The organism is Streptomyces adustus, assembly GCF_009377175.1.
In the GTDB taxonomy this organism is placed as follows: Bacteria; Actinomycetota; Actinomycetes; order Streptomycetales; family Streptomycetaceae; genus Streptomyces; species Streptomyces adustus.
In genome coordinates this window covers 54015-76146 of record NZ_VJZD01000005.1, presented here as the reverse complement: position 1 = coordinate 76146, position 22132 = coordinate 54015, and the positions used below count along the sequence as shown (strand labels likewise).

7 protein-coding genes and 1 pseudogene are annotated in these 22132 nt (G+C 71.3%); 6 read left to right on the top strand and 2 right to left on the bottom strand.

The features are described from left to right. Positions 1 to 287: 287 nt before the first annotated feature. The gene (locus FNH09_RS02595; protein WP_152884648.1) at positions 288 to 1292 is read right to left on the bottom strand and encodes an alpha/beta fold hydrolase; all 1005 of its coding nucleotides are present in this window, start codon (positions 1290 to 1292) and stop codon (positions 288 to 290) included. Between the two features lie 591 nt (positions 1293 to 1883). Here FNH09_RS02595 and FNH09_RS02590 point away from each other — a divergent pair. Further along, a complete protein-coding gene (locus FNH09_RS02590; RefSeq protein WP_152884645.1) occupies positions 1884 to 2984 on the top strand; it encodes a sugar ABC transporter substrate-binding protein in 1101 nt (366 codons plus the stop codon). A 1751-nt stretch (positions 2985 to 4735) separates the two neighbouring features. Next, positions 4736 to 5356 (top strand): NAD(P)H:quinone oxidoreductase, encoded by a 621-nt coding sequence (wrbA, locus tag FNH09_RS02585; protein WP_162468022.1) that lies wholly within the window; start codon positions 4736 to 4738, stop codon positions 5354 to 5356. 200 nt (positions 5357 to 5556) lie between these two features. Here the strand turns inward: wrbA and FNH09_RS02580 are convergent. Beyond that, a pseudogene (locus tag FNH09_RS02580) lies at positions 5557 to 6395 on the bottom strand (MHYT domain-containing protein). A gap of 746 nt (positions 6396 to 7141) precedes the next feature. On the opposite strand from FNH09_RS02580, the gene FNH09_RS02575 reads away from it, so the two are divergent. Genes FNH09_RS02575 through FNH09_RS02560 form a run of 4 tightly spaced genes read left to right on the top strand, consistent with a single transcriptional unit; the run spans position 7142 to position 22128 of the window. After that, the gene (locus FNH09_RS02575) at positions 7142 to 11083 is read left to right on the top strand and encodes a non-ribosomal peptide synthetase (RefSeq protein WP_338017443.1); all 3942 of its coding nucleotides are present in this window, start codon (positions 7142 to 7144) and stop codon (positions 11081 to 11083) included. Then, positions 11083 to 20409 (top strand): non-ribosomal peptide synthetase, encoded by a 9327-nt coding sequence (locus FNH09_RS02570; protein ID WP_152884641.1) that lies wholly within the window; start codon positions 11083 to 11085, stop codon positions 20407 to 20409. Before FNH09_RS02575 ends, FNH09_RS02570 begins: the two co-directional genes overlap by 1 nt. Further along, on the top strand, positions 20406 to 21446 hold the full coding sequence (locus FNH09_RS02565) for a GSCFA domain-containing protein (protein ID WP_162468018.1): 1041 nt from the start codon (positions 20406 to 20408) through the stop codon (positions 21444 to 21446). Before FNH09_RS02570 ends, FNH09_RS02565 begins: the two co-directional genes overlap by 4 nt. Next, entirely contained in the window at positions 21415 to 22128 is a 714-nt protein-coding gene (locus FNH09_RS02560; RefSeq protein ID WP_238426406.1) for a hypothetical protein, read from the top strand. The genes FNH09_RS02565 and FNH09_RS02560 overlap by 32 nt, the downstream gene beginning before the upstream one ends. The last annotated feature ends 4 nt before the right edge of the window (positions 22129 to 22132 follow it).

Here is a 22132-nt window from a genome sequence, read left to right as displayed (position 1 = left end):
CGGATGCCAGGGGGATCCAGGTCGTCAGCCACGCCGCGGTGCTGTCGGCCTCCCAGCCTGCGGGTCGAGGACGAGTGGATTTCTGCACGATCAACGCGTATCCCGGCATGAACCACGCATCGTCGCGCGGTCCTCTCTCAGCGCCCCGGCATCGGAGGGGGAAGGGGTCCGTCGCTCGGTCCCCGTCACGCTCGCAGGCCCTGGTCCGGCACCGTTGCAGCGGTGCCGGACCAGGGCCTGTCCGTGTCCAGGACGGGAGGGAGCCTGCTCGGGTCGGTTGGTCCGGGTCAGTGGCCCAGGAAGTTCAGCAGGCGCGAGGTCATCTCGGCGGGCTTCTCCTCCCACAGCCAGTGGCCGGAGCCGGCGACGACCTCGCCGGTGACGTTGGTCCCGTACTGCTTGACCTGGTCCGGGACGAGGTTGCCCAGGCTGTACTGGGCGCCGAGGGCCAGGACGGGCATCTTCAGCTTCTTCTGGCTGTTGACGGCGTTGTCGGCGACGTCCTTGTTCAGGGTCCGGAACCACTCGAAGCTGGCCCGCAGATGGGCGCTGTCCTTGAGGTAGTGCCCGTAGACCGCCGCGTCCTCGTGCGTTACGCCGTTCTTGTTGTGCTCCAGCAGGTCGGAGAACCCGTCGACCCACTCCGTCTCATGGCCCTTGATGGTCTTTTCGGGAAGGCCGTTGGTGACGTTGAAGAACCCGAAGTTCCAGAAGCCCGGCCCCTGCGGTGTGAGGGAGGGGAACTTGTAGAGGTTCTTGTCCGGCAGGGGGGCCTCGCTGAGGACGAGCTTCGACACGTCGCCGGGGTGCGCGGCGGCGTAGGCGTAGGCGACCATCGTGCCGATGTCATGACCGACGAGGTTGATGTCGTGGTCGCGTCCGAGCTTGCGCAGGAGGCCGTGGATGTCCTCGGCCATGGTCTTCTTGTCGTAGCCGGACGCCGGTGCGTCGCTGTTCCCCGCGCCGCGCAGGGAGGGGGCGATCACGTGGTAGTGCTTGCTCAGCTCCGGCATCACCTTGTGCCACTCGTACCAGCTCTGCGGGTAGCCGTGGAGCAGGACCAGAGTCTTGCCGTGCCCTCCCTCCACATAGTCGATGCCGACCTTGCCCACCTTCACCTTGTGCTCCGTGAAGCCGGCGGGCACCTTCGGATCAGCGGTGTGCGCACGCTGGGCGGACGCCGGCACGTGTGCCGCAGGCGTCGCAAACGCGGGAACGCCGACGAGCGTCGTGGCGAGCGTGGTGACGGCGGCGGCTCCGCCGACGAGGGCGGCGACGTGGGTCTTCTTCATGGGGGGATTCCTCATCATGTGGGGGGCCGGCAACCCTCGGCGGCCTGAGGTGCAGGGGCAGGATCTGTGGACCCTATTTATGGATTGGTTATTCCATTTTCAGGGCGCACGACACGTTGCCGAACGCCGAGCGTGCAGGTTCGCCACCCGGGGGGCGCATGCCGCGAACCCGACTGGATCGACCGATCCAATATTGGGCGATCCCATGTGCAATCACGCATTGAAGACACTAGCACGTGGTTTATGGTTCAACAACCCCACATCGGCCGAGTCTCCGCATGCTCATGGTGATGGACCCGCCACCATGCGTGCGCGGACGGTCCGCGCCTGACGAGGTGCGGTCGGCTCTGTGCGCTCGTGGGCACAGTAGTTGGCCGTTCGGGCCGAGAGCTCTGCGGTGGCTCCCATCGGGCGGGGAGTTCGTGAAGGCTGTTCGGTAGTCGATCGACTTCCGCCTTCACCAGGGCAGGGCGCGGCGTGTGGCACCTGACGGGTGGTTCACCTGATGTCGCGCACGGTCGGCGATTCGTCTTGAAACATCCAGGCCCGAAGCCGCCCCTTGTCCCGAACACAGCCGAAGTGAGCTCCGCAATGCGTCGTACCACCACCCTCGCGGCCATCCCCGCGATGGCTCTCTCCCTCGCCGGATGCGGCGCTCTGGACGGGCCGACGGACCCCGTCGGCCCAACCACAAGGGACAACCACATCACCGTGGGGGTGCTGATGCCGGAGACGACCAACACGCGGTTCGCGAACTTCGACTACCCGATCATCAAGAGCAAGGTCGCCGAGCTCACCCAGAAGCAGGGCAGGGTCGATTACGCCAACGCCGACGCGAGCGCGAGCGTGCAGGACCAGCAGATGCAGCGGATGATCGACAACAAGGTCGACGTCATCGTGCTCGACGCGGTCGACTCGCACGCCATCGCGGGCATGGTGAAGAAGGCGAAGAGGGCTGACATCCCGGTCATCGCCTACGACCGTCTGGCGGAGGGTCCGATCGACGCGTACATCTCCTTCGACAACGAACTCGTCGGTGAGGTGCAGGCCCGCACGCTGCTGGAGGGCCTAGGCAAGAACGCCGATCTCTCCGCCAAGATCGTCATGATGAACGGCTCGCCCACGGACCCGAACGCCGCCCAGTTCAAGCGAGGGGCTCTCACCGAGCTGAACACGGTGACGGTCGCGGCGTCGTTCGACACCAAGGACTGGAGCCCGGAGTATGCCGCGGACCACATGACCGAGGCGATCGACTCGATCGGCAAGGATCACATCGCCGCCGTTTACTCCGCCAATGACGCCATGGCGGGCGGCATCGTCAAGGCCCTGAAGAAAGCCGGCGTCACCACCATGCCACCGATCACCGGCCAGGACGCGGACCTCAACGCCGTGCAGCGGATCGTCTCCGGCGAACAGTACATGACGGTCTACAAGCCGTACGTGAACGAGGCCGACACCGTCGCGCAGATGGCCATCGCCAAGGTCCAGGGCCACAACATCCTGTTCGACTCCTTCACCAGGGATCGTGTCGACAGCCCCACCGAAAAGCACATCCCGGCCCAGCTGGTCCCCGTGACCGCCGTGACCAAGGACAATATCAAGAGCACGCTCATCGCAGACGGCTTCTACAAGGTCTCCGACATCTGCACCGCCGAGTACGAGGCGGCCTGCGCGGACATCGGCCTCAAGTAGTCCCCCGCCTGCGGGCCCCGTTGCAGAGCACTGATCGTCGCGGACCGGCGGTCGCGCCGAGCACCTGTTGGCCGGGCAGATCAGCCGCTCGCCGAACCGCTGACGGGTGGGCGCCGCCGCCTCGGGTTCCGTGCGGACCTCGCGGGTCCGACGCCGGCCGCGGTTTCGCCGTCGTGGCCGCGGCCCGTCGTCACCTCCGGGACGTCGTTTCCGGGTAGGCGGGGCGTTCCTCGGGAGCCGGCGCGTGTTCCTGTGCGCTGATCAGCGGTTCCTTCACCGATCGGCGTCGCGTCGGTGTGTGTCACAGATGACGACGGGGACGCCCTTGTCAGCCGCACCCGTCGAGCGGCGTGCCCGCTCTCCGGCCGTCGCGTCCCCTAGTCCCGTCAAGCACCGCCCTTGCGTCTTCGGGACCCATGCCGTCGACGGCGAGAAGGTCGAAGTGATCATCGTCGACACCCTCGGCCTGGCGGCGGATCTCCCCGGCATGCCCGCCGAACTCCGCATCGCGTTCGAGACTGCGGGGTCGCCGAGCGCAAGGACCTCGAGCCCGGCAAGGCCGACAGCCTGATCTGCATGCGCGCTGTCCGCGCCCTGGCGGGCCTCACGCTCGCACTGGACGGCATACGCGCCGGATCCCGCAGCTTCTCGCGCTGCGCCACGAGGCCGACTGAACTCCTGCAAGGAGGACGGTTCCGACGCCGGGCCTCGTCGGCCGCCAGTTGCGGGCGGAGCGTCGCCCGACCTGAGCATCGTCCTGAGCGTCCGCCGGTACGCCCCGGAAGACCGCTGCGCAGTTCGTCAATGGCGGGCCTGCGACGGCAGATGGTGGTCCCTGCCTCGGCACAGGGGGGCGCGTGAGGCAGAGACCACCGGTGACCGCGCCGGCAGCCGGGGGAAGGAGAGACCGGCATGTCAGCGCGGTGAACGGGGGCGCGCCGTCGGCCGGATGACCGGCCGGGCACGGCCGGGTTCCCCGCCATGAGCGGCGAGGAACCGGCGTACCAGCGGGAGAGGCAGTGCGAAACCGTCTGGGGAAGTGGCCTACCCGTCATGATCTGCCCTTGTCCGCTGCCGGCGGCGCTCGGCAACGGCACCCGACCATGAACCCGGACCTCGCCCGGGCACGGAAATCCGGTCGCTCCTGGAACACGTCTCCGTCGCCGCCACGACGACGGAGCGCGCGCAGGTGACCGTCGCCGGATCGCGGGAGACGGCCACCTGCGCCCCACAGCCGCCGGGACGCAACAAGTGGGGGCGCACCAGATCCGCAGGGGCGGTCCTGGGGCACCAGCCGGCCTGTGGTCCTGGTGACAAGGCGCTCTGCTCCCCCGGGTCTCCCCATGGAACACAGGCTCCGGCCCGGGGTCACGCAGACAACCGGCCCATGCCGACCGGCTGTTCGCCTGCCCGTCCGCACCAAGGACAGTCGGTGCGAACCGGCTCCATGAGCGTGGCAGCCACCGTCTGCGCGCGGCAAGCTCGATTCGATCAAGACGCCTGAAGAGGCACCGCGGTCCGGTCGATCGGGCACTCTGCGCCGGGCCACCTCGTCGGGAGCCGTTCGCCGGGGTCGGCTCTTCCATGCCCGTCGTGTGGCAAGACTCACATGGTTCAATATTCAACGATCATTCGGTTTAATGTTCAACAAGCGCCCGGAGTGCGGGCACAGAACCACAAGATTGCGACCCGCCATGGGCATCTTCAGCCGCAACCGAACGAACAACTCCAGCGAACCGGAGAACGAAGCCGTGAGCACCCCGATCAAGGTAGCTGTCATCTACTACTCCTCCACCGGCACGATCGCGGAGGTCGGCAAGGAGATAGCCCAGTACGCGGAGAAGGCCGGCGCCGAGGTCCGCCTGCTCAAGGCCGCCGAACTGGCCCCGCAGTCGGCCATCGACTCCAACCCCGCGTGGGCCGCCAACGCCGCCGCCACTGCGGACATCCGCGAGGCCACGCCGGACGACATCGAGTGGGCCGACGCCGTGGTCTTCGGCTCCCCCACCCGTTTCGGCAACATCGCCTCGCAGCTGAAGCAGTACATCGACACCCTCGGCGGCCTCTGGGCGCAGGGCAAGCTCGCCAACAAGGTCTACAGCGGGTTCACCTCGTCCGCCACGGCCCACGGCGGCCAGGAGTCCACCCTCCTCGCCCTGTACACCTCCTTCCACCACTTCGGCGGCATCGTGGTCGCCCCCGGCTACACCGACGCCGCCAAGTTCGCCGACGGCAACCCCTACGGCACCTCGCACGTCGACGCCCAGGGCAACAACCCCGTGAACGACACGACCCGTGAGGCCGCCCGCATCCAGGCCGAGCGCGTCGTCCACATCGCGACCGCCCTGAAGGCCGGCCTCTCCGCCGCCTGAGCCAGGCGCCCGCCACCCCCGCCGTGACCCGGCCGCCCCACGCGGTGCCGAGCCACTGACCTCGGCCCGTCCAGTGCGACCAGCGCCTGGACGGGCCGAGGCGTGTGCGGTGCAGGAGCCGCCCGGACCGCGCTGTCGCACGCGGACCGCGGCACGGGCGGAGCCGACGGCGTCGAACGGCCGCCTGTCGGATCGGCCGGCTATCCGCCGTAGAACTCGGACGTGTCGCGCCGGTGGCGGCTGCCGGACTTCTCGAAGGCCGAAGGGACTTCGCCGCTCCGCTGTCCGGCCGGTGCGTTGCCGAGGCCCTCGCCGGAGACGAGCAGCGGGTCGAACATCACGATGACGCCGGCGAGCAGAATGAAGAGGACCGGCCCGATGAGCATCGGGACCATCATCTTCGCCAGGGACGAACCCGACTCCACCACGCCCTGGTCGTGCAGGTGGACGGACAGGCCGGCCATGGCGGTGTAGTGCATGCCGGTGACAGCCACGCCCATGACGAGACTGGCCCCGAGACTGGGCAGGAAGCCGCGGACGGTCACGGCCGCCCAGAGCGCGGCCGTCGCGGCCACCACCGCGATGGCGACGGAGACCGCAACGACGACGGGCTGGTAGTCCAGGCCTCCCTGGAACGTCACGCCTGCCATGCCGATGTAGTGCATGGCCGCCACGCCGAGTCCTGTCTCAGCCCCGCCAGGCCCAGGGTGGCGCGTCCCGCTCCGCGGTATCCGACCAGGAAGACGCCCAGGCTCACCACCACGACGGCCACGACCAGGCTGAGCACCGTCAGCGGCACGTCGTAATTGAGCGGCACATCGACGATGCGGAACCCGACCATCCCGATGAAGTGCATCGACCAGATGCCGCACCCCAGCGCCGCCGCTCCCAGCACGAGCCAGCCGGCCTTGAAGGAACCTTCAACCAGCAGAGAACGGGCGACGCAGCGCAGCGCTAGAGCGCCGCCGAGGCACGCCATGACGTACGCCACGACGGGTGTGATCCACCCATAACTGAATCCATTGACCGCGCCGTGCATGTCGCCCCTTCGTGGAGATTATGTGCAGACAGAGCTACAGGCACACCCATATAGTTTCAAGTTCAACAATTGAAGCCACGGCCGCGGCGACGCGGCGAGTCCCCCCGTGAGGCCGAACGGCGCCGAGCGCCGATGCCCCTTCGGGCATTCACACTGCCCCAATGCCCATCACCGGAGAATTCCCGTCGACTATTTTTCTCAAGATCCTCTAGAGTCGCCCGCCGTACATACGAGATAGGGCGACACATAGCAGTGTGACGCGGGTCACCGTTGCTCATTAAACAAGACTGGAATTAATGTCAGCGGTACCGATCCCCCGAAACGGCGAACAGGAAAGGGCGATATCCCCTCACCTGCTCATCCGCCCGCACCTGACGCGACCTCGTGGCGTCCGGCGAGCGACGGCCGCACCCAGCTAGCCTCATGACCGGGTTTGACCTGCAAATACATCCCCGGCAGCCCGCTGAGGGCCTATGCCGAGCCACCTGTCCCTTGTCGCCGCAGCTGCGGCTCCGCCGGAAAACCCTCGCGGCCGAGCAATTCCGACCTCGCGCGTCCCGGCGGCCTTGAAGGAAACATTTCCTCCGCATCGCGGAACCGGCATCCCCGTACTTTGCGCGCCTGCATCCAGGCGCCCTTGAATCGCTGGATCCGGTGTCCGAACCGCGTTCTTTTCTCGTGAAGGGTTTTCCGTGTCTGCCGCCCGAATCCCAGTCACCCGTCACTCGGACGACGTATCGTCTCCCGTGCCGCTGTCCCTCGGGCAGGAACGGCTGTGGGTCATGGCGCGCATGGACGGAGACGCCAGCGCCGCCTACAACGAGCCGATGCCCTTCGACATCCTGGGCCCGCTGGACCGCGACCTGCTCATCCAGGCGCTTCATCTGCTCGCCGCCCGCCACGAAGCCCTGCGCACGCGTCTGGTGCCTTCCGGCGGCAGCGCGCTCCAGGTCGTCGATCCGCCGGAGACCGGTTTCCCGGTGACCTTCGAGGACTTGACCGGACTCCCGGACGCCGCCCGGCGGTTCGAGCAGGCGCGGCGGGCGGTGGAGGGCACTCCGTTCCGCCTCGGCGAGGAGCCCATGGTGCGCGGCCGTCTCGTGGCCCTCGGACCGGACCACCACGTCCTGTTGCTGATGGCCCACCACATCGTCTTCGACGGCTGGTCCCGTTCGACGCTGCTGCGCGAACTGGGCCTGGTGTACACCGCGCTCCGGCAGGGCGAGGACGCGGCGCTGCCGGAGCTGGTCTGGCAGTACAGCGACTACACCCGCTGGCAGTGGGAGTGGATGTCGGGGGAGGAACCCGCCGCGCACGCCGAGTACTGGACCGACACGCTGGTCGGCGTCCCGGCCGTGATCTCCCTGCCCACCGACCGCCCCCGCCCGCCGGAGCAGGTCTTCCACGGCGACCGGGTGGCCGTGACCGTCGGCGAGGAACTCACCCAGGCCCTGCGCGACCTCGCCGAGCGCACCGGGGTCTCCCTGTACGCGACCGTGCTGACCGGCTGGTCGGTGCTGCTGTCGCTGCTTTCCGGGCAGGACGACGTGGTCGTCGGCGCCCCCACGTCGAACCGTCGCCGCGGGGACGTCGAGGGCCTGATCGGTTTCTTCGTCAACACCCTGGCCCTGCGCGCGGACCTCTCCGGCCGCCCCAGCGTCACCGAGGCGATGGAGCAGGTCAACCACCGCATCCGCGGGGCCCTCAAGCACGTGGACCTGCCCTTCGAACGCGTCGTGGAACTGGTCAACCCTCCGCGCAGCCCGGCCTACACGGCCCTCTTCCAGACCATGTTCGCCTGGGTCCCCTCCATGCGGAACGAACTCCGGCTGCCCGGCCTCGACGTCGAACTGCGGGAGGACGCCGCACACGTCCCCGCCAAGTTCGACATGGTCCTGGCCCTGGCCGACGAGGGGACCCGTCTCAGCGGCGAGATCGACTACGCCGTGGCCCTCTTCGACCGCGCGACCGTCGAACGGTTCGCACGCCAGTTCCTGCGCGTACTGCGCCTGATGACCGAGAACCCCGAGGCCCTGGTGGCCGACCTGACACTGCTGGACGAGGACGAGCGGCAAGAACTCCTCACCGCATTCAGCAACGGACCCGCCGCGGACATACCGGGCGCGCCCACGGCGGCGGGCCTGCTGGAGCGGTTCGCGGCACAGGTGCGCGAACGGCCCCGCCAGCCGGCCGTGGTGGCCGGGGACACGGAACTCGACTACGCGACGCTCGACCGCAGGAGCAACCGGCTCGCCCACGCGCTGATCGCCCGTGGCGTCCGGCCCGACGACGTCGTGGGCGTGCACACCGGACGGACCGCCGGACTCGTCGTCGGGGTGCTCGGCATCCTCAAGGCCGGTGCCGCCTACCTGCCGCTGGACCCGGGACAGCCCTCGGAACGGCTCGCGGCCATGGTGGACGACGCCGAGCCGGCGCTGGTCCTCACCGACCAGGTGGAACTCGCCGGCGGACGGGACCTGTGGGAGACCCTGGCCGACGTCGAGGCCGAAGGAGCCCGCGACGACGCACCGGAGGTCGGGGAGGACCCGAGCCGGCTCGCGTACGTCATCTACACCTCCGGATCGACCGGCCGCCCCAAGGGGGTCGCGGTCACCCACGGCAGCGTCGTCAACCTCTTCGACCACTGGCGCGAGCTCATGGGCGACGCCCCCGGTGAGGCGGCGTCGGCCTGGTCGAGCATCGGCTTCGACGCCTCCGTGCACGAGCTCCTCATGCCGCTGACCACCGGGGCCGAGCTCCACATCGTCCCCGACGAGCTGCGCGGCGACCCGGCGCGGCTCATGGACTGGCTGCGCGAGCACAAGGTCACGCAGACCTTCCTGCCTCCGTCCTATGTGCTGTGGATCGACGAGGACCCGGCCACCCGCCTGTCCGGACTGAGCCTGCGCCGGCTGCTGACCGGGGTGGAGTCCCTGCCCGAGGGCGCCCTGCACCGCATGTGCCAGCTGCTGCCCGGTCTGCGCATCTGCTTCGGCTACGGCCCGACCGAGGCCACGCTCTACTCCACCGCCTACACCGACCCCCAGCCGTACGAACGCCCCTGCCCCATCGGGCGGCCGCTGCGCGGCACCCGCCTGTACCTGCTGGACGACCGGATGCGCCCGGTGCCCGTCGGAGTGCCCGGCGAGGTCTATCTCGGCGGGGCGAGCCTGGCCCGCGGATATCTCCACCGGCCCGACCTCACCGACGAGCGCTTCCTGCCCGACCCGTTCGTGCCTGGCGAGCGCGTCTACCGCACCGGCGACCTGGCGCGCTGGCTGCCGGACGGCAACGCCGCATACGTCGGCCGCCGCGACGACCAGCTCAAGCTGCGCGGCTTCCGCATCGAACCCGGCGAGGTCGAGGCGGCCCTGCTGGCGGTGCCCGGGGTACGGCAGGCCGTGGTCCTGGCCGACCGTGACACCCCGGGTGGCCCCCGCCTGGTCGCGGGTGTGGGATGCGACAGCGACATGACGCGGACGGCGTACGAGTGGCGCGCCGCCCTGAAGAACCGCCTGCCCGACTACATGATCCCCGCCGTGTTCGCCGAGTTCACGAGCCTGCCGCTGAACCGCAGCGGCAAGGTGGACCGCGCGGCCGTGCTGCGCGCCACCGCGGGGGCCCACGCCGAACGGGTCAACACCGCCGCCCCCCGTGACCACGTCGAGATGGCGCTCCACCGGATCTGGCGGCGCGTACTGGTCCACCCGGACATCGGCGTCGGAGACGACTTCTTCGAGCTCGGCGGAACATCGATCTCCGCGATCAAGATGGCCTCCGCCGTCCAGGAGGAGTTCGGCGTCGGCCTGCCGGTACGGGACGTCATGCTGCACCCGACCATCGAGGCGCTCGCCGAACGGGTGCGCGGCGACGGATCCGGGCCCCCGCGGTCCGCGGAGCACAGCAGTCTCGTCGAGTTCCGCGCCGGCCGTGGCCGGCAGCGTGTGGTGTGTGTCCATCCGGCCGGCGGTACCGCCTTCTGCTATCTGCCGCTGTCCGCGGCGCTTCCCGACGACGTGGGCGTGCTGGGACTGCAGGCGCCCGGGATCGATCCCGGTGAGTCCACCCTGCCCGGCGTCGAGGCGATGGCCCTCGCATATCTGCGGCTCGTCGACGCCCGCCCGGACGAGGAAATCGTGCTGTGCGGACTGTCCTACGGCGGCCTCGTCGCCTACGAGATGGGTCGCCGTCTGATGGCGACCGGACACCGGAAGGTCAGCGTGGTCCTGCTCGACACCCACGGTGCCGACGACGCGCAGCGCCACGCCGCGCTCGCACCCGTGGGCATGGCGGAGTTCCGGGAGAAGCTGGTCCGCTTCAACGGCATGTACCCCGGCATCGACGACGACCAGGTGGCCCGCTACCTGACCGTGTACAACCACCACCGCGAGACGGCCCGCGACTACGTCGTACCCGACTCGCCGGCCCGTGTCGTGCTGATGCAGGCGACGGCCGTGGACGACGAGGACGCGGAGCAGGCCGCCGCCCGGCTGCGCGCCTTTTGGCAGCACCGCGTCAGCGGCGACTTCCTGGTCGAGCCGGTGGCCTGCGGTCACTGGGACATGCTGGAGAGCGTCGGGCTCCCGCACGTCGCCGCGGTCCTCGTCGCCGAACTCGATCTTCTGGCCTCCGGCCCAGGCCGTGCCGGCACCGGGTCCTCCCGCCCCACCACCGCGCGGGAGGCGTGATGGAGACGCGAGCCACCGCATCCCCGACCGGCACGGTGACGGCCGACGGCGCACCGACCGGGATCGCCCTGGAGGTCTACCGCCAGGCCCTGCGCACCCCGCAGGCCGAGGCCGTCGCCGACGGCGAGGTACGGCTGGACTACGCGACCCTCGACGCCACGGCCGCCGCCGTGACCGAGGCCCTGCGCCGCGAGGGCGTGCGCGCCGGTCAGGCGGTCGCGGTGGCGCTGCCGCGCTCATGGCAGCTGGTCTGCGTGATGCTGGGCGTCCTGCGGCTGGGCGCCCAGGTGGTGCCCCTGGACACGCAGAGCCCCGCCGACCGGCGCCGCTTCATCCTGGAGGACTCCGCGGCGGCCGCCCTGGTGCACCCCTCCGCGTGGACGGCGACGGAGCTGCCGCCCGGCGTCACGTCGCTCGATGTCGACCGGTTGGTGCCCGCACCGACGCAAGCCGCGTCCGCGGTCTCCGCCGCGTCCGCCCCTCCCGCCGCGCCCGAGGTGTCCTTCCTCTTCTACACCTCCGGCACGACCGGGCGGCCCAAGGGCGTCGAGGTCCGCGACTCGGGCATCATGCGCCTGGCCCGGCCCGGATACGTCCGCATCGCCCCGGGCCTGCGCTACTCCTGCCTAGCCAATCCGGCGTTCGACGCGCTGAGCTTCGAGGTCTGGGCACCGCTGCTGACCGGCGGCTGCTGCGTGATCCTGCGCGACGGCGACGTGCAGACCCCCGAGCGGCTGGCCGCGGCACTGCGCCGTGAGCGGGTGGACACCGTCTTCATCACGACCGCCCTGTTCAACGCGATGGTGACGGCCGTGCCGGACTGCTTCGCCGCGGCCGGTGAGGTACTGGTGGGCGGCGAGCAGCTCAACCCCCGGGTGATGCGCCGCTGGTACGAGGACAACGCGGACAGCGCCACCCGTCTCTTCAACATCTACGGGCCGACGGAGTCCACCACCTTCGCCCTGTGCCACCCGATCCCGCGGGACTTCACCGGTGACGTGGTGCCCATCGGCCGGCCCCTGCCGCAGACCGGTGCCGTCCTGGTCGTACCGGGCCAGGAGAAGACCGCCGCGCCCGGCGAGGTGGCCGAGCTCCTGCTCAGCGGCGAGGGACTCGCGGCCGGCTACCGCAACCTTCCCGAGGAGACCGAGCGGCGCTTCGTACGACTGGCATGGCTCGACGGCGGCGCCGAGCGGTACTACCGCACCGGGGACCTGGTGCGGTGCGACGACGAGGGCCGGATCGAGTACGTCGGCCGGACCGACCGCCAGGTCAAGGTCCGCGGCTTCCGGATCGAGCCCGGCGAGGTGGAACGCCGGGTCCTGTCCCATCCGGCGATCCGGCGGGCCCATGTGTGCACCCGGCGCGCGGGCGAAGAGGGCCCGAACGAACTGCTGGCGTTCGTGGTCCTGCAACAGGATCTGTCCTACGAGGAATTCGACGCCCATCTGACGGCCCACCTGCCCGCCTACATGCGCCCGCACCAAATTCATCGCCTCAAGGAACTGCCGCTCAACGCCAATGGCAAGGTCGACCAGGCCGCCCTGCTGCGGCTGGCCGACCGGCCCTGGCGGCCCGCCGCGACGGACGCCCGCACCGCGACGGGTACCGAGCGGGAGGTCCTGGAACTGGCCGAGGACATCCTGCAGACGACGGGCCTCGGGCTCGGCGACCGGTGGATCGCCAGTGGTGGCGACTCGTTGAAGGCCTTGCGGCTCTGCTTCGCGATCCGCCGGCGATGGGGCTGCGACGTGGCGCAGACGGACGTCCTCCACGCAGACATGGCCGGCATCGCGCGGGCCGTCGCCGCGGCCGGGACGGGCGAGAAGAGCACCTACCCGGCGCCGCAGAGGACCGACGCCCGGTCGGCGGCCGCCACCGCCGAGCAGGAACGCCTGTGGCTGCTGCAGCGTCGTACTCCCTCGTCCCGCGCCTACTCCGTCAACCAGGCCTTCCGTGTGGACGGACCCGTCGACACCACCGCGCTGCGGCGGGCGCTGCGGACCGTGGTGGCACGCCACCAAGCACTGCGCACGGGCTTCGCCCTCGGACCGCACGGGCTGCGGCAGACCGTCGACGAGCCGTACGACCCCTGGCACGATCCGGGCGAGGGCCGCACGTGGGACGAGCAGGAGGCGCACGCCTTCGCCGACACCTTCTTCGCCGAACCCTTCGACCTCGCCGTGCCGCGCATGCTGCGGGCCTGCTGGATGCCCGACGACGGCGGCGGCACCCTGCTGCTGCACCTGCACCACATTGCCGTCGACGGCTGGTCGCTGAGCGTCCTGCTCCAGGATCTGTCCACCGCCTACGCCGAAACCGGTACCGGTACCGACGCCGGCGAGAGCAGGACAGCGGCACCCACCCCGCTGGACTTCGCCGCCTGGCAGTCCGACTGGTTCGCCACCGCCGCCTACCAGGAGCGGCGTAACGAGCTTCTGGCCTACTACCGAGGCCTGGAGGAACCCCAGGAACCGCTTCTGGACCGGGCCGGCGGTCCGGCACCGCGGGCTCAGCTCCTCCACACCACCCTCGACGTGGTGCGCCGGGCCGAGGTCGACCGGCTCTGCGCCGAGCTCGGCTTGACCCGCTTCCAGGTGCTGCTGGGCGCATTCTCCTGGAGCCTGTACGGCGCGACCGGCCTGCTCCGCCCCCGCATCGCCGCCCCGGTCGCCAACCGCCCCGTCCGCGACTTCCAGGACAGCGTGGGGATGCTGGCCAACACCGTGCTGCTGCCGGTGACGGTGTCACCGGGTGAGGGCCTGCGCTCCCAGCTCACCCGTACCGGAGCCGACACCGGGCAGGTGCTACAGCGCCAGGACGTGGCCCTCGCCGACGTGCTGACCGGCTGGGAGGCCGTCGGCGACGGCACCCCGTTCGACGTGCTGTTCGTCCTGGAGAACACCGACTTCGGCGCACTGCGTCTGCCGGGCTGTGCCCAGCGTCCTCTGTGGTGGGCCGCCCCGGAGGCCAAGTGCCCGATGACGGTCTCCGTCCTCGAACATGCCGACGGGCTCGACCTGCTGTGGGAGTACGCCGAGGACCGCTTCACCGGCGAGGCCGTCGAGGCGATGGCCGACCTGCTGCGGCGGGGCGTGGACGCACTCGCCGCGGGCGGGCGCTCCACCCCGCGGGAACTGGTCGCCCCCTACCGGCGCTCCCTGCCGCGGTTCGGACGCGGGCCCGCCCCCGAACCGGGCTTCACCACCGTCGCCGAGGGTTTCGCACACCAGGTCGTGCGCACCCCGCACGCCTGCGCCGTCGTGACCGCGGACGGACACTCCCTGAGCTACGCGGAGCTCGACGCCCACGCCGCGGCCCTCGCCGCGGACCTGGCCGACCGCTACCCGATCCCGGTCGACGGCACCCCCTGCCGGGCGGCCTTGTACCTGGACCCGTCGGCCGAGCACGTGGTGGCGCTGCTGGCGCTGGCCCGGCTGAACGTCACCGCTGTCCCCCTGGACCCCTCCTACCCGGCCGAGGTGCTGCGCCACGTCCTGGAGCGGGTCGACCCCCTGTGCGTACTGACGGCCTCCGAGCCCGCATCGGCACTCGACGTTCTGCTCCCGGACGGCATCGTCCGCCATCCCGTCGCCCTCGCACCACGGCCGGCCGAGAGCGCGACGGCCCCGTACGACGGACGCACGCACGACGGCGACCGGCCGCTGTACACGCTGTTCACCTCCGGGTCCACCGGCACCCCCAAGGGTGTCCAGATATCCGACCGCACCCTGTGCGACCTGATCCAGTGGCAGTCCGGGCCCGGAGGTCTGGCCGCTTCGGCGGCGACCCAGCAGTTTTCGATGCTGTCCTTCGACGTCTCCTTCCAGGAGATCTTCGGGACGCTGTGCACCGGCGGCAGGCTCCAGCTCGTACAACCCGGCTGGCGCCAGGACGTCCCCGCCCTCCTGGACCGGCTGGAGTCCGCGGGAGCCGAGCGGATCTTCATGCCGTACGTGGCGCTGCAACTGCTCGCCGAGTACGGGGTGCGCCTGGGCAGATACCCGTCCCGGCTGCGTGAAGTGGTCACCGCAGGCGAGCAGCTGGTGTGCACCGACACCATCCGCCGCTGGTTCGCGGGACTGCCGGGCGCCCGCCTCTTCAACCACTACGGTCCCACCGAGACGCACGTGGTCAGCGCCCTGTGTCTGGAGGGGGACCCGCGGCAGTGGCCCGAGCGGCCCGCCATCGGACGGCCGGTGGCCGGCGCCGACCTGCGGGTGGTGGACGCCCTCGGCGACGCTCTCCCGCCCGGCTGCACCGGCGAACTGCTGCTCGGCGGCACCATGACCACCCGCTGCTACCTCGACGACCCCGTCCTCGACGACGAGCGCTTCCTCGACGTGCCCGGTGAGGGCCTGTTCTACCGCAGCGGCGACCGGGCCTGGTTCGACCACGACGGCCTGCTGCACTACGCGGGCCGTGACGACCAGCAGATCAAGCTGAGCGGCCACCGGCTGGAACTCGGCTCCGTCGAAGCGGCCCTGCTGCGTCATCCGGCGGTGGTCAACGCCGTCGTGGCCCGTGACGGCGACAGGCTGACGGCCTGTCTCGAGTTCCGTGACGAGACCCCGACCGCCGAAGATCTCACCGCCCACCTCGCCGCGCTGCTGCCCTCCTACGTCCGCGTGGACCGCTTCCGCCGGCTCACGGCCCTGCCGCGTACCCCCAGCGGCAAGCTGGACCGGAAGGCGGCGCTGCGGGCGCCGGGCGAGGACATTCGCCGCACGGTCGCCGCCCGCGCCAGGCTGTCGGCCCAGGAGGCACGGCTCACCGCCGCCTTCGAGGCGGTCACCGGGGCGAGCATCGAGCCCGACCAGACCTTCTTCGAGGCGGGTGCCTCCAGCCTCACCCTCATGCGCTTCCATCTGCGCTGCACCACCGAACTCGGCCTGCGCTTCGGCGTCGCCGAGCTGTTCGAGCACGTCACCGTCCGCGCCCTGGCCCGCCACCTCGCCGCCGAGGACGTCCCCGGCTCCCGGACGGCTGCCGTGGAGGCCACGGGGGAGGGCGTCGGCACGGACCCCGCCGAGCCGATCGCGATCGTCGGCATGGCCGTACGCGTGCCGGGCGCCCCGGACCTGGCCGCGTTCTGGGACCTGGTGGTCTCCGGCGGCACCGGCATCCGCCGTTTCGACGCCCCCGAGGGTGTCGTCGGCGCACACAGCACGCTCGACGGCATGTTCGACTTCGACCCGGGCCACTTCGGCATCAGCCCGCACGACGCACGCCTGATGGACCCCCAGCAGCGCCACCTGCTGATGGCCTGTGTCCAGGCCCTGGCCCACGCGGGTGTCCGGGACACCTCCGCCACCCGCGTGGGGCTGGTCGCCGGCGCCGGGGAGAACACGTACTTCCAGTCCCTGCTGCGCGAGGCGGACCCCGCCCGGCTGCCCGACGGCTTCCAGCTCGCCCTGCACCACGAGAAGGACTTCCTGGCCACCAAGGCGGCCTACCACCTCGGCCTGACCGGCCCGGCCTTCAGCGCCCAGACGGCGTGCTCCAGCTCCCTGGTCGCCGTGCACCTCGCGGCCGGTCTGCTCCGTCAGGGCGACGCCGACGTGATGCTCGCCGGCGGCGTGCTCATCGACCCCGGACTGACCGGCGGTTACCGCTACCGCCCGCAGCACATCTTCTCCGCCGACGGCGACTGCCGGCCCTTCAGCGACGACGCGACCGGCACGGTCGGCGCCAGCGGCATCGGCGTCGTGGTCCTCAAACCGCTGCGGCACGCCCGCCGCGACGGCGACACCGTCTACGCGGTCATCACCGGCTCCGCGATCAACAACGATGGCGCGGCCAAGATGAGTTACACCGCGCCGTCCCTGGCCGGGCAGCGCGAGGTGATCCGCACCGCCCTTGCCCGGGCTGGACGCACCGGCGCCGACCTCGGCTATGTCGAGGCACACGGAACCGGCACCCGGCTGGGCGATCCCATCGAAGTGAGCGCGCTGCGCCAGGCGTTCGACGTCGGCGAGTCCGGCCGCTGCGCGCTCAGCTCGGTCAAGAGCCAGCTCGGGCACCTGGGAGCGGCCGCCGGCGTGGTCGGCCTCGTGCGCGCCGCCCTGGCACTGCACCACGGCACCATCCCGCCCAACCTCAACTTCCGGGCCTTCAACCCGGAGATCGGCCCCGACCCCACTCCCTTCCACGTCCCCACCCGGGCCACGGCGTGGCCAGCGGGACGCGCACGGGTCGCCGCGGTCAGCAGCTTCGGCATCGGCGGTACGAACGCACACGTCGTCCTGGAGCCGGAGACCCGGGCCGGCACGGATCCGTCGGCGACGGTCCCGGAGTGCCTGGTGCTCTCCGCGTCCAGTGCCCGGGCCCTCACGGCCGATGCCGCCCGGATCGCGGAGCACCTGCGGCTGCGTCCCGAACACTACGAGCCGGCGCTGCGCCACCTTCAGGCCGGGCGCCCGGCACGCCCCCTGCGGGTCGCGGCACCCGTGTCCGGCGTCGACTCCGCGGTGCGCTGGCTGAGCTCAGTGGCCGCCGGCGAGATCCCGCACGCCGTACTGGACCCGGACACGCCCCCGGTTCCCGCGGCGGACCGTGCGGCACACGACCTCGCCCGGCAGTGGAACGCTGGCCGGAACATCGACTGGCAGCCGGGCCCGGCCCCGGCTCCCTGGGACTTCCCACCCCCGTCCTTCGCGCTCGCGCCGTACGAGCTCGACCGTACGCCGAAGGCCGTACCGACCGGCCCCCGAAGGCTGCCGCAGGCCGAGTGGCTGCACCAGCCGTATTGGGTCCGACTGCGCCGCGCGACCCAGGACGGCACCGTCCCACGGTCCCAGCGCGCCCGCGTCGTGTTCGTCGTGGCTCCGTGGACGGTGCCACGAGAGGCGTTCGACGCCTTCGGGACGGTGGGGGCCCGTGTGGTGCGGGTGCGCCCTGCCGACGCCTTCGCGCGCCGCGGGCCGGACGTCTACGAGGCCGATCCGGCCGACCCGGCGTCCCTGCGCCTGCTGTTCGACGCGCTGTCCGAGGAGGTCGGCGACTGTCTCGCCGACACCGAGTGGGTACACGCGTTGCCTCTGGCGGTGGCAGGGCCTGTCGGTATGGGCGCGCTGGCGGAAGCACGCCACGCCTGTCTGGACACCACCGCCGCCCTGGCGCAGGCGGTGTCCGGCCACACCGGATCCCCCCGTGTGTGGTGGCTGTCGTACGGCGCGCGTCCGGTGAACGGCACGGTGCAGCGACCCGAACTGGCCCTCCTCGCGGGGCCGGTCGAGGTCGCCCACCAGGAGAACGTCCTGGCCGGACACTGGCTGGACCTCCCCGACGGCGGCCTCGCCCGGTGGGCACCCCACGTCGCCTCGGTCATCGCCCAGATGCGCCGTGCGCCCCAGGACCCGACCGGCCCGGCGCTGCCCCGGCAGCTCGCGCTGCGGCAGGGCTACTGGTGGCGACCGGGCATCGCACCCGTGCCGACGATGCCCGCCGCCGAGCCGGTCGTTCCGTCCGGCGACGACACGGTCCACCTGGTCCTGGGCGGGACGGGCGGCATCGGCCGGGCCGTCGCCGCGTGGCTGCTGGAGCACACGGACGGACGGATCCTGCTGCTGTCGAGGAAGCCTCGGCTGCCCGAGGAGCTCGCCCGCTGGGCCGGCCGCATCACACTCGTCGAAGCCGATCTCGCGGCGCTGCCCCCGCACGAGGCGGCGGCGGCCGTCGCCGCGCACACCGCACGGCTGGACAGCGTGATCCACGCCGCCGGCCAGGGCTTCGGCAGCCTGCTGCTGCGCCGCGACGCCGGAGCGATGCGCGCCGGCGCGGCCGCCAGGGAGAACGGCGCCCTCGTCGTGGAACGCCTGATCGAGACCTTCCGCCCGGATCTCGCGGTGTACTGCTCCTCCATGGCCGCTCTGCTCGGAGGCACCGGCCACACGGACTACGCCGCCGGCGCGAGCCTTCTCGACGGTTTCGCCCACCACCGCGCCGCCGAGACCGACAGGACGGTCCGGATCAGCGTCGACTGGGACATCTGGCGCGAGACGGGAATGGCGACGCGAGCGCCGGCCGCGGACAGCCGCCACCAGGCCCACCTGGAGGTGGGGCTGACGGTCGAGGAGGGCATGGCGGTCTTCGGCCGGGCGCTGGCCCTGCAGCTGCCCCAGCTCCTCGTCTCCACCACGGACATCGAGTCCTCCCGGGCCTTCTACGCGCCTGCCCCGCAGGCGCGGACGGAGCCTGCGGCCGGGGTGCCGGCCGGACCGGCGCGGGACGCGGCCGACGAGGCGGCGACCGCGGACGCCGCCGAGTCCGCCGAGCGCGCCGCTGTCATGACCCGCGTGATCCAGGACCTGCTCGGTGTGGACGACTTCGCCCCGGACGACTCGCTGTACGACCTCGGCGCGGACTCGCTGACCCTGCTCAGTCTGATCGCGCAGATCGAGGACGACTACGGTGTCGAGTTCGACCTGGCCACCTTCAGCCACCGGGTCAGTCTCGTGGAGATCCTCAAGCACCTCCAGGAGGCCCTCGCCCCCGCGCCCGCCCACCGGATGGCCCTCACCACGTCGCCGGTCACCGTCGACGTCTGGCAGGAGGGCACCGGCTCGGCAGTGCTGTGCCTGGTGCACCCGGTCGGCGGCGACATCCAGGCCTACCGGTCGCTGGCGGCGGCGCTGGGACCCGAGCCGACCGTGTGCCTGATCGCCGACCCTGCCCTGCGCTCCCCCGGCTTGCCCTCCTGGTCGCTGGCCGAACGCGCCCGCCTCTACGACGCTGCCCTGCGCGAGCGCTTCGGCGCACGGGAGCACCGGCTGCACCTGGCGGGCTGGTCCTTCGGCGCCCGCGTCGCCATGGAGATGGCCGCCCTCGCCGAGGCCGCGGGAGACCCGGTGCACGCCCTCTGTCTGCTCGATCCCCCGCCGCCGCGGGCGGACGCGCTGGTCGCCGCCTACGACGAGACCCATCTCGAGACGGTGTTCGCCGCCGAACTCGGTGCCGGAGCCTCGGCGGCGTCGGCGGAGCACGCGCAGGCGTACGCCGAGCGGCTGGCCCGCTGCTGCCGAGCCAACCTGCACGCTCTGGGCGAGCACCGGGTACGGCCGCTCACCCTCACCCCCACCCTCCTGTGGCTGGCCGAACAGCCCACGGCGGGCGTGCCCGCACCCGGCGACCCGCGGGAGACGGCCCGCCAGTGGGACGCGTGCCTGCCCGCCTCCGCCCTGCGGCGAACGCTTCCCACCGACCACTACGGCGTCGTCGCACCGCCGCACGTCCACACCGTGGCCGAGACCATCACCTCGACCCTCGCGGACGTCGCAGCCGGTCCCCGGCCCGACCGCGAGCACACATCGGAGCGCGCTCTGTGAACCCCTACCAGTACCTGCCGGTCCGGTCGTTCTGGCGGCCGGCCGTCGCCGAACCGGACCCGCTGGACATCGACGACGTCTGGAGGCCCAAGTTCGCCCTCGGCCAGGACGACCCGGTCGTCACCGCGGGATCCTGCTTCGCCGCGCAGATCGGCCGGGCGCTGCTGGACTCGGGCATGAACTGGCTCGACGCCGAACCCGCCCCGCCGGGCCTGACCCGCGAGGAGCGCCGGTACCGCAACTACGGCGCCTTCTCGTTCCGCACGGGCAACATCTACACGCCCGCCGTCCTGCGTCAGTGGCTGTCGTGGGCCCTGGATCACACGCAGCCGCCCCAGGAGGCGTGGCCCGACGGGGAGCGCTGCGTCGACCCCTACCGGCCGGCGATCGAACCCGACGGGTTCGTCTCCCCGGCCGAGATGCTGCTGGCGCGCGACGTCACGCTCGACGCCATCCGCACCGCCGTCATGAAGGCGAGCTGCCTGGTCTTCACCATGGGGCTCACCGAAGCCTGGCTCGACACCGTCGACGGCACGGTGCACCCCACCTGCCCCGGCACCGTGCGCGGCACCTTCGACGCCTCCCGGTACGTCCTGCACAACTTCACGTTCGCCGAGGCCCACCGGGACATGACCGAGGCGATCGCGATGGCACGGCTGGTCAATCCCGGCCTGCGGATCCTGCTGACGGTCTCACCGCAGCCCCTGACCGCGACCGCCACCGGCGCTCACGCGCTGGCCGCCAACGGCTACACCAAGTCCGTGCTGCGCGCGGTCGCCGGGCAACTCGCACTCGAGGATCCGGACATCGACTACTTCCCCTCCTACGAGCTCATCACCGGCCCCGTGTTCGGCAGCCGGTTCTTCGGCCCCAACCACCGCACCGTCACCCCCGAGGGAGTCGACTTCGTGATGCGGCACTTCGTGGCCGGACTCCACCACCGGGCACCGCAGGTGCGGCCCGGTCACAACGCCCCCGCCCGTTCGGCAGATGCCGCCTGTGAGGATGCCGTCCTTGACTACTACAGCCCCCGCTAGGTTCCTGCTGCTCGGCGACTCCCACGCGGGACCGATCGGACAGGCCGCCCGGCAGGCCGGCATCCCGTTCCAGGGCGGCCCCATCGGTGCCGGACGGGAGTTCACCGACAGCTTCTTCGCCACCCGCCACGGCACCAGCGGCAGCGGCAGCGGCAGCGACGTGGTCTTCCACTCCGGCGAAGCCGAGGAACACTACCGCCGCTTCCTCAAGGAACTCGGCGTGGGCGCCCTCGCCGAGCTGGGCATACCGCTGGTCGCGACGTTCGGGTTCTGCGCGCACTTCGTCGCGCTACGGGAGAACTGGGACATCTACCGCGACCGCGGCGGCGCCGTCCCTCCCGCTCTCCTCGCCGGCACCCTGTTCGACACCGTCGTGCGCGCCGCCGTACGGGACGCGCTCGCGTTCTACGAATACGCCGTGGACCTGGGCCTGCGGGTCCTTGCGGTGATGCCTCCGCAGCGGGTCCCGGGCCAGTCCGACGCCGCCGTTTTCCTGGCGGCGCAGGAGCGCATCCGGCTGGCCGTCACGGAACTCGGTGTCGACGTCGTGGACCTGCGCCACCGGACCACCGGCCCGGACGGACTGCAACGCCCCGACCTGTGCGAGGCCGACGACGAGGTCCACGGCAACCTCGCCTTCGGCCGCATCGTCCTCGCCGAACTGCTCGACCGAGGCCTTTGACGTG